Here is a 13,179-nt window from a genome sequence, read left to right as displayed (position 1 = left end):
CCAGCCGATCGTGCAGATCGGTGAGGGTTTGACATGTCATTGACGATGGATGGACGGTGTGGTCCGCGTCGCGTGCCTGACAACCGGAACCGATCACTGCCGGTACCGTGCCGCCAGTGCTGATCGCTGAACGTTACCGCCTGGTAGGACCCTTGGGCCAAGGTGGCATGGGCCGGGTCTGGGCGGCCCGTGACGAACTGCTCGGCCGGGATGTGGCGATCAAGGAATTGGTGCCACCGGCCGGGCTGACCGAGGACGCCCTGCGCGGGCTCCGTGAGCGGTCCATCCGGGAGGCGCGCGCCATCGCCCAGGTGGACCAGGCGAACGTGGTCCGGGTCTTCGACGTGGTGTTCGACTCCGGTGACCCGTGGATCGTGATGGAGCTGGTGCCGTCCCGGTCGCTCTACGACGTGCTCCAGGCCGAGGGGCCGATGGCGCCGGACCAGGTGGCCCGGGTCGGGCTGGGCGTGCTCGCCGCGCTGCGGGCCGCGCACCGGGCCGGGCTGCTGCACCGGGACGTGAAGCCGGGCAACGTGCTGCTCGCGCACGACGGCCGGGTGGTGCTGACCGATTTCGGACTGGCCACCCTGGCCGGGGACTCCAGCATGACCAGCACCGGTGTGGTGCTCGGTTCGCCGTCCTACCTGGCGCCGGAGCGTGCGCTGGACGCCGAGATCGGGCCGGCGGCGGATCTGTGGTCGCTGGGGGCGACCCTGTACGCGGCCGTGGAGGGGCGGCCGCCGTACGCGAAGTCGTCGCCGATGGCGACCCTGGCCGCGCTGGCCACCGAGCTTCCGGCCCCGCCGGCCCGGGCCGGTGCGCTGCGGCCGGCGCTCGTCGCGCTGCTCCAGCGGGACCCGGCACAGCGCGCGGACGCCGAGACGGCCTACCTGTTGCTGATGGCCGCGGCGGAGCAGGACAGTCCGGCGGCCGCGCAGGCCCGCTTCAACGAGCATCCGTTCGCGACACCGCCTCTCGCAGCGCCCGCCGCTGCGCCGGCCAACGGAGCGACCCCGCCCGCCAACGGAGCGACCGCGCCCGCCGTCGCGGAAGCGACTCCGGTGAACGGGGCGCCCCCGGCCGCGATGCCGCCGCCCAAGGAAGCGACCCCGGTGAACGGGGCGACCCCGGCCACGACGCCGCCCGAGGAAGCCATCCCGGTCAACGGGGCCGCTGCGGCCGCGACGCCGCCGGTCAAGGAGGCGACCCCGGTCAACGGAGCGCCCCCGGCCGCGACGCCGCCCGGCAAGGGAGCGACGCCGGCGGACAGCAGTGCGACCACGGCTGCCGCCGCTGGCCCGGCTCCGGTCGTACCCACGAAGGGGTTGACATCGGCCACCGCGGACCCGGCGCCGGACCAACCTGCCCCCGCGCCGGCCGGAAGGCCGCGGTGGCGACGCCGCAGTCTGGTGGCCGGAGCGATCCTGTTGATCGTGGCCGGCGTCGGCGTGCAGCAGATGCTCAGCGCACCCGAGGGCGCGGCCGAGACACAGAACCCCGGCGTGATCGCGGTGTCCTCCGGGCCGGCCCTCACACCCGCCGGCGCCCCGGCGGCAGTGCCCTCCGCGCGCCCGACCCGCGCCAACGCGCCCTCCGCGCGCCCTGGAGCCACCACCGGCAAGCCCGCGCAACCCACGAAGCCGCCGGCCGGAACCGTGACCGTGACGGTGACCCCCAGCACCGCCAAACCCACCGCGACGACCGCCGCCACCACGACCGAACCGGCGCCGGTCGGGCGGCAGATCCGCAACCACGGCACCGGCACCTGCCTCTACGCGCCGAGCACCACCGGCCTGCTCAAGCTGTGGGCCTGCTCCGGCGCGGCGGCGCAGATGTTCAGCTTCCCGGCCGACGGCACTATGCGGGTGCGCGGGCAGTGCGCGCAGATCTCCAGCACCGCCAACGGCACTCAGCTGCGGCTGGCCGGCTGCACCGGCGGGACCGCGCAGCAGTTCAACTACAACGCGGCGAGTGACCTGACGAGCGGCTGGGGCTACAAGTGCCTGGACGTGCCGGACGCCAGCACCGCGAACGGGGTGACCGCGCAGATCTGGGAGTGCTCCGGCGCCGACAACCAGAAATGGACCTACTGAGGACCTGGAACGGGTGAATTCCGGCCGGTAAGGGTGCCCGGTTGGACGACTTTGGCCCAGAATGTCCCCACGATGAAATCTTCCGTGCTCACCACCCTGGTCGCTCTCGCCGCCGTCCTCCCGGTCGCGGTGCCCGCCCACGCCGCGCCGCCCGCACCGGACGGTGGCCGGATCTCCCTCGCGGCGCTCCGGGAGGCCACCCTGGACGTGCCGGCCTGGCCCGCCGACAACGTCCAGGGCCCGTCCGGCCCGCTGCGCTTCCACCACGGCGAGGTGACGGTCGCGCCGAGGACCGTGCCGGACGGCCGCCCGCCCTACGGGCAGTCGATCGTGATCCTGGCGGTCAGCTACGGCGACATCGACCACGACGGCACCGACGAGACCCTCGTCGTGCTGGGCTGCCTGATCGAGGGCGGCAGCAAGCAGATCGTCGCCTACGACCGGGACGCCGACGGTCGGATCGTCTCCCGCGGGCAGGTCACGGCGACCACCGGCGAGGTCCGCGACATCAGCAACACCGGCGTCCGGGTCGACGGGTCCGGCGTGGTGACCGCGCGGGTCGCCGACTATCAGCGCTGCTGCGCCGACCGGACCCCGCAGAGCTGGCAGACCCGCGGGTACGCCCTGCGCGACGGCCGGTTCGCCCAGGTCAGCGGGCCGACCCGGATGCCGCTCAACCCGCGGGTGACCGAGACCCGGCTCACCGCCGGTGAGGTGATTCTCGGCCGGCCGGTCGGCGGATTCCGGTCCGGCGGTGTCGACGTGACGGTCACCCACCACCGGGGCGCCCACCCCGAGCGGGTCACTCTGACGTTCTACCCGCCGGAGGGCCTGGAGCGCTCCGGCAGGTGGCCCAGGGTGACCGGCGGAACGGACTCGTTCAGCGTGACGGTCGCCGCGCCCGCGGCGGGTGGCAGCGTCACCCACCGGTTCACGTTCCGGCTGCCGGTCGGCGTGTCCGCCGGCGAGCTGCCGATCGCGCTGGACACCGTGCCGCAGCTGAGCCCGGCGATCCCGTGGCAGGGCAGCGCCACCGCCCGGATCCTCGGGTAGCCGCCCGGCCCGGTGGGCAGCCGCCCGGCCCGGTGGGCAGCCGCCCGGCCCGGTGGGCAGCCGAAGATATACATTTCCGCTCATCGCTGTGAAACACCTGGTTCTTAGCGTGTTCGCATGTCCGACACCCTCTCGAGCAAGCCCGAGGACCTGGTCGAAGCCGCCGGCATGCCGGCGGGCAGCGGCATCATCAAACCCGGATACGACCCCCGCCTGACCAACGAGGACCTGGCCCCGCTGCGCAAGCAGACCTGGGGCTCCTACAACATCTTCGCGTTCTGGATGTCCGACGTGCACAGCGTCGGCGGGTACGTCACCGCCGGCTCGCTGTTCGCGCTCGGCCTGTCGAGCTGGCAGGTGCTGGTCTCGCTGGTGGTGGGCATCACGATCGTCTACTTCTTCTGCAACCTGGTGGCCAAGCCGAGCCAGGCCACCGGCGTGCCCTACCCGGTGATCAACCGGGTGGCGTTCGGTGTGCTCGGCGCGAACGTCCCGGCCATCATCCGGGGCCTGATCGCGGTGGCCTGGTACGGCATCCAGACGTACCTGGCCTCGGCGGCGCTGGACGTCGTCGTGCTGAAGCTCTGGCCCTCGCTGCTGCCCTACGCCGACGTGAACCAGTACGGCTTCCTGGGCCTGCCCCTGCTCGGCTGGTGCACCTACGCGATCCTCTGGGTGCTGCAGGCCGCGGTGTTCTGGACCGGCATGGAGACCATCCGCCGGTTCATCGACTTCTGCGGCCCGGCCGTCTACGTGGTGATGTTCGCGCTGACCGGCTACCTGATCTACAAGGCCGGGTGGAGCGCCATCGACCTGAACCTGGGCGAGGTGAAGTACACCGGGTTGGACGCCGTCCCGATCATGCTGGGCGCGATCGCGCTGGTCGTGTCGTACTTCTCCGGTCCGATGCTGAACTTCGGCGACTTCTCCCGATACGGGAAGTCGTTCACAGCGGTCAAGAAGGGCAACTTCCTCGGCCTGCCGATCAACTTCCTGATGTTCAGCATCCTGACCGTGGTGACGGCCAGCCTGACCCTCCCGGTCTTCGGCGAGCTGATCACCGACCCGGTGGCGACGGTGTCCCGGATCGACAGCACGTTCGCGATCGTCCTGGGCGCACTGACCTTCACGATCGCCACGATCGGCATCAACATCGTCGCGAACTTCATCTCGCCGGCGTTCGACTTCTCCAACGTCAGTCCGCAACGGATCAGCTGGCGCGCCGGCGGCATGATCGCCGCGGTCGGCTCGGTGCTGATCACCCCGTGGAACCTCTACAACAACCCGGACGTCATCCACTACACGCTGGAGACGCTCGGCGCCTTCATCGGCCCGCTGTTCGGTGTGCTGATCGCCGACTACTACCTGGTGCGCAAGCAGCAGGTCGACGTGGACGCGATGTTCACCATGGCGCCGGAGGGCAGGTACTTCTACCGGAACGGCTACCACCTGCCGGCGATCATCGCGACCGCGGTGGGCGCGGTCATCGCGATGATCCCGGTGCTCTGGACCGGCGGGCCGGGCATGCACACCATCGCCCAGTACAGCTGGTTCATCGGATGTGGCCTGGGCTTCGTGACCTATCTCGGACTCCTTAAAAAGACCGTCTGATGCTGATCAGGGTCATCAATCCCAACACCACGGCGTCGATGACCGCGTTGATCGAGGCGAGCGCCCGGGCCGTCGCCGGCCCGGGCGTCGTCGTCGAGGGGATCACCCCGGCGATGGGCCCGGCCTCGATCGAGAGTCACTACGACGAGGCCCTCGCGGTGCCCGGCCTGCTCGCCGAGGTCGCCGCGGGGGAGCGGGCCGGCGCCGACGGCTACGTGATCGCCTGCTTCGGCGACCCCGGCCTGGACGCGGCCCGGGAGATCGCCGCCGGGCCGGTGGTCGGCATCGCCGAGGCCGCGATGCATGCGGCCACGCTGCTGGGTCGCGGTTTCAGCGTGGTGACAACCCTTTCCCGTACGACGGGGAGAGCCCTCGACCTCGCCCACCGCTACGCACCGGCCGGCGCCTGCAAGGGGGTCTGGGCCTGCGACATCCCGGTCCTGCGACTGGAGCACGACCCGGCCGTCCTGCCCCGGGTCGTGGAACTGGCCCGCACCGCGCTGGCCCGGGACGGCTCCGACGTGATCGTGCTCGGCTGCGCCGGGATGGCGACGCTCTGCGCCGACGTCTCCGCCGCGCTGGGCGTGCCGGTCGTGGACGGCGTCGCCGCCGCGACCGTGCTGGTCCAGTCCCTGGTCACGCTGGGCCTGCGCACCTCGAAACGGGACGAGTACGCGTCGCCGCCGGCCAAGGCGTACACCGGCCTGCTCGCGGAGTTCAGCAGGCATTGAGGCACCCTGCGACGATGCGGCGGTGCTGACGAACATGATCGAGTCCCCGCTGCCCGCCGAGGCCGGCACCGTGCTCGACCTGGCGCCGGGTGGCGCCCCCGGCTCCTGGCTGACCCTTGACGACACCGGCCGGGTCGGCCGCTGGGACATCGGCTCCGGAACGTGGCGGCACCTCGCCACCGCCGCCCGGAAAGGACAGCTCCGGCTGCACGCCGACCCGGCCGGCCGGTTCGCCGCCGTCGTCGAGGACCACGGCCGGTACGGCACGGTCCTGGACCTGGGCACCGGCCTGGCCACGACGGAACTCGACGGCGGCGACCACCACGCGGAGCACGTGCCGTTCGCGTTCCGCTTCCTCGAGCGCGACGGGCGGGCCCTCGCGGTGCACCGGACCGCCTGGAACCGCCTCGACGTCTCGGACGTCACCACCGGCGAGCTGCTCACCGCCGGCGAGCAGGACCTGGACTACTTCCACGGCGAGCTCCACCTGAGCCCCGGCGCCGACCGGCTGCTCGACGACGGGTGGGTCTGGCACCCGGTCGGCGTCCCGGTGGTGTGGAGCCTGGACGGCGGGCTGCCCGGGAACCGGCTCGACGTCTGCGCCCGGGAGTACTACTGGGGCCACGCGATGACCTGGATCGGCGACGACCTGGTCGCGATCGAGGGGATCGGCGACGACGACGAGGACATGGCGCCGGGCGCGCGGATCTTCGACGTGACCGGGGCCGGGGACGCCGTCGAGGTCACCACGATCCCCGGGCCGACCGGCCGGTTCTTCAGCGACGGCCGGCGGCTGTTCAGCTCGGACGAGGCGGGCCTGCGGGCCTGGGACCCGCGCACCGGTGACCTGCTCGCGACCGAACCGGGTTTCGCGCCCACCCACCACGACGCGGTCCACCGGGTGCTGCTGAGCCTCGGCGGGGACCGGCGGGTGCGCGCGGCCACCTATTTCTGACCGGCGTGCAACCCGGCGGCAACGGGAGTCGTCAGGGAGGTGTGACAGCGAAGGAGGCCTTGTGAGAAGCGAGCGTGACGAGCAATTCCACCGCTTCGTGGTGTCCCGGAGATCCGGCCTGGTGCGTACGGCCACTCTGCTCACGGCGGGTGACGCGCACCTGGCCGAGGATCTGGTCCAGTCGACGCTGACCAAGCTGTACGTGGCGTGGCCGGCGTTCCAGCGTGCCGACAACCCGGACGGTTATCTGCGCCGGGTGCTGGTCAACGCGCTGACCGACGAGCGGCGGCGCTGGTGGCGGCGCCGGGAGGAGTCGATGGCAGACGTGCCCGACCGGGCCGGCGCCGAACAGGTGGCACAGGGTGAGGTGGCGGACGGGCTGCGCGCGGCCCTGAAGCAGCTGCCACCACGGATGCGGGCGGCGTTGGTCTTCCGCTACTTCTACGACCTCGACGTCGCTGACACCGCCGACGCCCTCGGTTGTTCCGAGGGAACGGTGAAGAGCCAGACCGCCCGGGCCCTCGACCGGCTCCGGACGGTCATCGGCCAGAACCCGTCACTCGCCCACCTCTGAGCAGAGGATCACCATGACGAACCTGCGTGAGCAGTTCGAAGCCCTGGCCGGTTCCCCGGCCGCTCCCACCACCGCACAGACCGACGCCGACCTGGCCCGGGGCCGTGGCGCGCTGCGTCGCCGCCGGGCGCTGCAGGCGGCCACCGGCTCGGCGTTCGCGATCGTGGTCGCCGCCGCGGCCGTCGCGTTCACCACCACGAGCACCCCGGCGCCCAGCACCCCGCAGGCCGCCGGCCCGACCGCCACGACCGCCGCCACCACCGGCGTGACCGCGAGCGCTGCGTTCGCGCTGGTCGCCTACAAGGGCGAGCAGCCGGCCGGCTTCTCCATCGACAAGGTTCCGGCCGGCTGGGAGGTCCAGGGACTCGACGAGAACCTGCTGACCCTGGCCCCGGAGGGTGCCAAGCCGCGGAACAGCGCGGAGCCGCAGGGCGACCAGGCGGACACCGACCCGTACAGCTTCGTCGGCAAGGTCGTCGTGACGCTGCAGTCGCTCGACGAGCAGGGCACGCCGGCCGGCGAGGCCGTCAAGGTCGGCGGCAAGAAGGCCACCCTGGTCAAAAAAGAGGGCGCCAAGGACGGCCGGACCCTCTACGTAGCGCAGCCGTCCGGCGTGAACCTGCAGATCCAGGTCTGGGACGGGATCGGCTGGTCCGCCGACCAGATCGTCGAGTTCGCCGAGGGCATCCACGTCAACCCGAACGCCAAGCAGGGCCGGGGCTGACCCGAGCAGTACCGACGAAGCCGCCGGATCCGGACGCGCCAATCGCCCGGATCCGGCGGCTTACACGTCTACCACCCGCGCGCTACCGCTTCACGCCGGCGGTCTTGTAGATCCACGCGGCGCAATCGCTGCTCACCGTCTGCCAGGGCTTGCCGAACACCGTCTCGGACGCCCGGTCGGTGTCCTGTCCCTGCCGCACCCGGGCGTCGAAGTACGCGAACATCTTGTCCTGCCCGAACTTCTTCACCAGGCAGGTCACGGCGAAGTGCCCGACACCGTACGCGCCGCTGACGGTATCGACGCTGCTCTCCTGGCGCGGCCAGCTGAAGTCCAGGTCGAGGACGGCGTTGTCCCGCAGATACCGACGGACCTCCGGAAGGCGTTCGCTCCTCAACGGGGAGGCGGCGCCCTCGCCGATGTACTCGGCGATGCCCTCGGTCAGCACGGTGTCCCGATCCGCGAAGGTGCGCTGTGGAGCTATGCCCATCAGCGTGACCGCGTGGCCGAACTCGTGCTGGAGCGTGACCCGGAGATCCCGTTTTCCGCCGGCGAACATGCTCATCCGCACCACGATGTCGAATCCGTACTTTCCCTGCCCGGACGCGTAGGCCAGCACCCCACCGCCGAGATCGGCCGCGGCGGGGGCATTCCAGGCCAGCCACTCCTTGTCGTCGGCCAGGTAGACGTGGGCCCGGATAGCCGGAATGGCCCGGGAACCGCGGATCGGGCGGCCCGGGCTGTGGCGGATGGGTCATGAAGTCTCCCCGTGACGGTGTGCCCCAAGCGAACAGCGGCGCTCATTCTCGCCGATATCGATGGATGCCGTCCGGCCGGTGGGGCGACGGTGCCGCCGGTCACCAGCCTCGGGTGCGCCATTCGGGCAGGTGGGGGCGCTCGGTGCCGAGCGTCGAGTCCTTGCCGTGGCCCGGGTAGAACCAGGTGTCGTCCGGGAAGCGGTCGAACAGTTTGTGCTCTACGTCGTTGATCAGTGAGGTGAAGTTCTCCTTCACGCCGCGGGTGTTGCCGACCCCGCCCGGGAAGAGGCTGTCGCCGGTGAACAGGTGCACCCGGCCGCCGTCCGGTTCCTGGTAGGCCAGCACGATCGAGCCAGGGGTGTGGCCCACCACGTGGATCACCTCGAGGGTGTGCGCGCCGACCTCGACGACGTCGCCGTCGCGCAGCGTGCCGGTGACCACCGGCAGGGCGCCGGCGTCGGCCGTGTGGGCCAGCGACTGCGCGCCGGTGGCCGCGACCACCTCGGCCAGGGCGTACCAGTGGTCGTGGTGCTGGTGGGTGGTGACCACCGTGCGCAGGCCCGCGTCGCCGGCCAGCTTCAGCAGGTCGGCGGCGTCGTTCGCGGCGTCGATGAGCAGCTGGTCGGTGCCGGCGGTCAGCAGGTAGGCGTTGTTGTCCATCGGGCCGACCGACACCTTGCGCAGGGTCAGGCCGCCGCCGAGGTCACGGGTGCCGGGTGCGGTACCGGTGTAGTCGTCGGTCATCGGGATCTCACTTCCACCGAGCGGGCTGGGGGAGTTCGCCGTCGGGCGAGACGGTCAGGTCGGCGCCGTCGGCGCGGCCGGACAGCCAACCGGCGATCGAGCGGAGCGGTCCGCCGATCGCCGGGCCGTCCGCCGAGCCGATCACGATCGCGTGGTCGACCGCGGCCGGGTGCAGGACCATGGCCGGCGCCGAGGCCGGCAGGTCGCCGGCGATCTCCCGGAGCAGCCGCAGCGCGAACGCCTCCGACCAGTCGGCCGGGGAATAAGCCAGGCCGAGGTCGACGTGGTGCACCTCGACCTCGCGCAGCCGGGCCCAGGGCACCGCGGCCGCGGACCGGTTGATGGCCGGCAGGTGGAACGTCCAGGCGGCGGCCGGCATCGCGGCGGCCGCGTCGGCGAACCGCTCGTGCGCGGCGCGGATGTCGGCGACCTGCTCGGCGAGCGGCCGGGCGGCGCCGGCCGTGATGCCCGCCTCCCGCGCGTCCGCCGTGGCGTAGGCCGGGGTCTCCACCCCGGTGCGCGCCCAGGTCAGCAGGTTCGTATAGGCGTCGGCGTTGCGGGCCACGTGGGTCAGGACGTGCCCGACGGTCCAGCCGGGCAGCGCGGACGGCGTCCCGATCACCGAGTCGTCGAGGCCCTCGGCGGTCCGCAGCAGCGTCTCGGTGGCCTGCTCGACGTCGGTCATCAGGACCAGTGGGTCGATCGTCACGGGACCGACCCTAGCCGGTTCCGGGCGCTTGCCCGAGCGCTGTGCGCCGCACCGCGGAATTCGCTTTCGCGGTGATGACCGTGACCGTACCGTCGATCCCGAGACGCGTCGCTCACAACGAACCCGCGGAGGAGGTGAGGCACGTGTTGTCCGCTGATCTCGCGTCCCTTCACCCGGGGGCCTTCGCCCCTCCTCGACCGTAAAGGGTTCCCATGTCGTTCGACCTGTCCCAGCTCGGCTGGGACGAGACCTTCCTCTCCTCCTACCGTCCTTTCGACCGCAAGGACACCGTGCCCGGCCGGGTGCTGCGCGCCGACCGTGGGGTCAGCACCGTGCTCACCGCGACCGGCGTGACCCGGGCCAGTCTGGGCGGCAACGCGCTGATCGAGACGGCCCGCGACCCGTCCCGGCTGCCCTGTGCCGGTGACTGGGTGGTGCTGCGCGACTGGCCCGACCGCCGGGTCACCCTGGAGCTGGTGCTGCCCCGGCGGACCGCGCTGATCCGGCGCACCGCCGACAAGGACTCGTCCGGCCAGGTGCTCGCCGCCAACATGGACACCGTCGCGGTGGTCGAGCCGATCTTCCCCGAGCCGAACGACGCCCGGGTGGAACGGCTGCTGGCGCTGGCCTTCGAGTCCGGGGCCGACCCGATCCTGGTGCTCACCAAGAGCGACACCGCGCCTGATCCGCAGGCGGTGGCCCGGCAGCTCGCCGAGCTCGCCCCCGGCGTCCCGGTCGTCCCGGTCAGCGTGCACCGCGGCGACGGGCTGGACCGGCTGCGCGAGTTCGTCGCGCCGGGCCGCACCCTGGCCCTGCTCGGCAGGTCCGGCGCCGGCAAATCGACGCTCGCCAACGCGCTGGCCGGCACGACGGTGATGCCCGTGCAGGCGATCCGGGACGCGGACGGCAAGGGCCGGCACACCACGGCGTACCGGAATCTGGTCACCGTGCCGGGTGGCGGCTGCGTGCTGGACACCCCGGGCATCCGCGGGGTCGGCCTGCTCGACACCGGCTCCGGCCTGGAACGGGCGTTCGCCGACGTGGTCGAGCTGGCCGGGCACTGCCGCTTCGACGACTGCGGGCACGAGGCCGAACCCGGGTGCGCCGTGCAGGCCGCGCTCGCCGACGGCGTCCTGCCGCCTCGCCGCCTGGACAGCTGGCGGAAGCTGCGGCGCGAGGTCGCGGTGGAGAGCCGGCGCCGGACCGTCCGCTTGGCGACCGCTCCGCGCCGCCGGCCGCACTGACCCTTTTTCCGGTACGAGGGGCAGAGCTGCCCGGGCGGGTGACCGGGCGGCTTTCACCTCGTACCGGAAAAGGGGTGAGAAGGACCTCAGCGGAAGCGTAAGCGCACCTCACACCGTGCCCCGCAGCTGCGCCGCGTTTGCCGGACGGTCAGGTGGCTCTGGCAGAATCCGCCCGATGCGCGCGGCGGAGGAGTTGCTCGAGAAACAGGTCGTGCCGGTATCCGAGCAGATCGGAGCCGGTTTCCGCCGGTGGCGGCGGAGCGATCTGTGGGTCGTGCTGGGCTTCCTCGCGCTCGCGGTGTTCGTGCTGATCCGGCTCTGGATCGACCCGAACGGCCGGATCCTCGACCGCAACGACGACGACCACGGCATCTTCCTGTTCATGCTGGCGCACGGCGAGCGAGTGGTCTTCGACGGCGCCTCACCGTTCTTCGAGAGCCACCTGAACGCGCCGGTCGGCGTGAACATGATGGCGAACACGGGGGTCCTGGCGCTCAGCCTGCCGCTCGCACCGGTGACCCACTTCCTCGGCGGCGGTGTCTCGGTCGCGCTGCTGCTCACGCTGGGTCTGGCCGGCACCGCGACGGCCTGGTACTGGCTCTTCGCCGGGCACCTGGTGCGCAGCCGGGTGGCGGCGGCGATCGGTGCGCTCTGGTGCGGCTTCGCGCCGACGATGATCTCGCACGCCAGCGGGCACGTGAACTTCGTCAATCAGTACCTCGTCCCGATCATCCTGTGGCAGGTGCTGCGGCTGCGCGAGCCGGGCCGGGCGGTGCGCGGCGGGATCGTCCTGGGCCTGCTGATCGTGGTGCAGATCTTCATCAACGAGGAGACGCTGCTCTTCCTCGCGCTCACCCTCGCGGTCTTCGTGCTCGCCTACGCCGCGATGCGCCCGCGTGAGGTCCGCGAGGTGGCCAAGCGGTTCACGGCCGGGCTCGGCGTCGCCGCGGGGGTCGCGCTGGTGCTGGCCGGCTACCCGCTCTGGTACCAGTTCTTCGCGCCGGGCAACTACCACGGCCAGCCGTTCGCGCCGAGCGACTTCGTCACCGACCTGTGGTCGATCGCGGCGTTCCCGCGGCAGTCGATCGCCGGGACGGAGGCGATGGACCGGCTGAGCGTCAGCGCCACCGAGGACAACACGTTCTTCGGGCCGTTCGGCCTGATCATGATCGTGGTGTCGACGGTGATGCTGTGGCGCTCGGCGGCTGCCCGGTCCGCGGCGATCGCCGGGCTGGTGCTGCTGCTCGCCTCGATGGGGCCGCGCCTGCAGGCGGGTGGCGTGCGTACCGGCATCCGACTGCCGTTCGGACTGGTCAGCCACATCCCGGTGATCGACCTGGTGAGCGTCACCCGGTTCGCCATGGTGCCGGCCACCATCGCCGGGATCCTGCTGGCGCTGGCCGCCGACCGGATCCGCGAGTCGTCCCCGGCCCGCCGCCGGCGGTTCTGGATCGGGATGGCGCTGGCCCTGGTCCCGCTCTTCCCGAAGCCGGTGCCGGTGGTGCAGGGCGACCCGATGCCGGCGTTCCTCACCGCCGGGCTGTGGAAGCAGTACGTGCCGGAGGGCCGGACGCTGGTCACCGTGCCGCTGCCGGACGTGACCGTGGGCCGGACCGGGCAGCGCTGGGCCACCCTGCAGAACCTGGACTTCGCGGTGCCGCGCGGCTACTTCATGGGCCCGGCGAACCCGCCCGCCGACGACACCGGGTCGTGGAAGGCGCCCGACCGGTTCACCTCCCAGCTGCTGATCCGGGTGCAGCTGACCGGGATGCGGCCGTACCTGACCACGGTCGAGCGGGAGCGGGTCCGGGCCGACCTGGCGTACTGGCGGGCGGCGGTGGTGGTGCTGGTGCCGCAGGCCCCGAACGCGGTGGCGCTGCGGGCCACCCTGGTCGACGTGCTGGGCGAGCCGGAGAGCGTCGGCGGCGTGGAGATCTGGGCCCTGCGGGATCCCTCCGGCGGGTGACGTTCATCCGCCCGTTCTGC

Annotated in this window: 12 protein-coding genes; 9 read left to right on the top strand and 3 right to left on the bottom strand. The window is 72.0% G+C overall.

Annotated elements, in window-relative coordinates; translation table 11 throughout:
- The first annotated feature begins 107 nt into the window (after positions 1 to 107).
- The 7 genes from ADL15_RS41820 (at position 108) to ADL15_RS41790 (ending at position 7,741) form a co-directional block, all read left to right on the top strand.
- Positions 108 to 2,093, top strand: coding sequence for a protein kinase domain-containing protein (locus ADL15_RS41820; RefSeq protein ID WP_338025610.1), 1,986 nt, complete (start codon positions 108 to 110; stop codon positions 2,091 to 2,093).
- A 72-nt stretch (positions 2,094 to 2,165) separates the two neighbouring features.
- The gene (locus ADL15_RS41815) at positions 2,166 to 3,146 is read left to right on the top strand and encodes a hypothetical protein (RefSeq protein WP_157441951.1); all 981 of its coding nucleotides are present in this window, start codon (positions 2,166 to 2,168) and stop codon (positions 3,144 to 3,146) included.
- A 117-nt stretch (positions 3,147 to 3,263) separates the two neighbouring features.
- Complete coding sequence (locus ADL15_RS41810; RefSeq protein ID WP_067704255.1) at positions 3,264 to 4,757, top strand: NCS1 family nucleobase:cation symporter-1; 1,494 nt, start codon at positions 3,264 to 3,266, stop codon at positions 4,755 to 4,757.
- Positions 4,757 to 5,488: an aspartate/glutamate racemase family protein gene (locus ADL15_RS41805; RefSeq protein ID WP_067704253.1), complete on the top strand. Its 732-nt coding sequence runs from the start codon at positions 4,757 to 4,759 to the stop codon at positions 5,486 to 5,488. Before ADL15_RS41810 ends, ADL15_RS41805 begins: the two co-directional genes overlap by 1 nt.
- 22 nt (positions 5,489 to 5,510) lie before the next feature.
- Positions 5,511 to 6,443: a WD40 repeat domain-containing protein gene (locus ADL15_RS41800; RefSeq protein WP_067704250.1), complete on the top strand. Its 933-nt coding sequence runs from the start codon at positions 5,511 to 5,513 to the stop codon at positions 6,441 to 6,443.
- A gap of 61 nt (positions 6,444 to 6,504) precedes the next feature.
- Entirely contained in the window at positions 6,505 to 7,017 is a 513-nt protein-coding gene (locus ADL15_RS41795) for a SigE family RNA polymerase sigma factor (RefSeq protein WP_067704246.1), read from the top strand.
- 13 nt (positions 7,018 to 7,030) lie between these two features.
- Positions 7,031 to 7,741: a hypothetical protein gene (locus tag ADL15_RS41790; RefSeq protein ID WP_067704243.1), complete on the top strand. Its 711-nt coding sequence runs from the start codon at positions 7,031 to 7,033 to the stop codon at positions 7,739 to 7,741.
- Positions 7,742 to 7,823: 82 nt separating this feature from the next.
- Here the strand turns inward: ADL15_RS41790 and ADL15_RS41785 are convergent, their stop codons facing one another.
- From ADL15_RS41785 to ADL15_RS41775, 3 genes are all read right to left on the bottom strand, one after another.
- Positions 7,824 to 8,303 carry a hypothetical protein gene (locus tag ADL15_RS41785; protein WP_157441950.1) on the bottom strand — a complete coding sequence of 160 codons (480 nt, stop codon included), beginning with the start codon at positions 8,301 to 8,303 and terminating at the stop codon, positions 7,824 to 7,826.
- 292 nt (positions 8,304 to 8,595) lie between these two features.
- Positions 8,596 to 9,246 (bottom strand): MBL fold metallo-hydrolase, encoded by a 651-nt coding sequence (locus tag ADL15_RS41780; RefSeq protein WP_394326987.1) that lies wholly within the window; start codon positions 9,244 to 9,246, stop codon positions 8,596 to 8,598.
- A 1-nt stretch (position 9,247) separates the two neighbouring features.
- Complete coding sequence (locus ADL15_RS41775; protein WP_067704233.1) at positions 9,248 to 9,949, bottom strand: maleylpyruvate isomerase family mycothiol-dependent enzyme; 702 nt, start codon at positions 9,947 to 9,949, stop codon at positions 9,248 to 9,250.
- Positions 9,950 to 10,161: 212 nt separating this feature from the next.
- Between ADL15_RS41775 and rsgA the strand changes: the two genes are divergently transcribed.
- Both rsgA and ADL15_RS41765 read left to right on the top strand, forming a co-directional pair.
- Complete coding sequence (gene rsgA / locus ADL15_RS41770; protein WP_067704230.1) at positions 10,162 to 11,193, top strand: ribosome small subunit-dependent GTPase A; 1,032 nt, start codon at positions 10,162 to 10,164, stop codon at positions 11,191 to 11,193.
- Positions 11,194 to 11,368: 175 nt separating this feature from the next.
- Positions 11,369 to 13,159 (top strand): hypothetical protein, encoded by a 1,791-nt coding sequence (locus ADL15_RS41765; protein ID WP_083972429.1) that lies wholly within the window; start codon positions 11,369 to 11,371, stop codon positions 13,157 to 13,159.
- Positions 13,160 to 13,179 lie beyond the last annotated feature (20 nt).

It is taken from the genome of Actinoplanes awajinensis subsp. mycoplanecinus, from assembly GCF_001509495.1.
GTDB classification, from domain to species: domain Bacteria; phylum Actinomycetota; class Actinomycetes; order Mycobacteriales; family Micromonosporaceae; genus Actinoplanes; species Actinoplanes palleronii.
Note: the sequence above shows the minus strand (reverse complement) of the source record. Positions and strands in the feature narration are given on the sequence as shown.

Bases quoted from the DNA above. Each gene is read 5' to 3' on its own strand.
- ADL15_RS41815 (WP_157441951.1), top strand. From the start codon at position 2,166: ATGAAATCTTCCGTGCTCACCACCCTGGTCGCTCTCGCCGCCGTCCTC.
- ADL15_RS41810 (WP_067704255.1), top strand. From the start codon at position 3,264: ATGTCCGACACCCTCTCGAGCAAGCCCGAGGACCTGGTCGAAGCCGCC.
- ADL15_RS41805 (WP_067704253.1), top strand. From the start codon at position 4,757: ATGCTGATCAGGGTCATCAATCCCAACACCACGGCGTCGATGACCGCG.
- ADL15_RS41790 (WP_067704243.1), top strand. From the start codon at position 7,031: ATGACGAACCTGCGTGAGCAGTTCGAAGCCCTGGCCGGTTCCCCGGCC.
- ADL15_RS41785 (WP_157441950.1), bottom strand. From the start codon at position 8,303: ATGAGCATGTTCGCCGGCGGAAAACGGGATCTCCGGGTCACGCTCCAG.
- rsgA (WP_067704230.1), top strand. From the start codon at position 10,162: ATGTCGTTCGACCTGTCCCAGCTCGGCTGGGACGAGACCTTCCTCTCC.
- ADL15_RS41765 (WP_083972429.1), top strand. From the start codon at position 11,369: ATGCGCGCGGCGGAGGAGTTGCTCGAGAAACAGGTCGTGCCGGTATCC.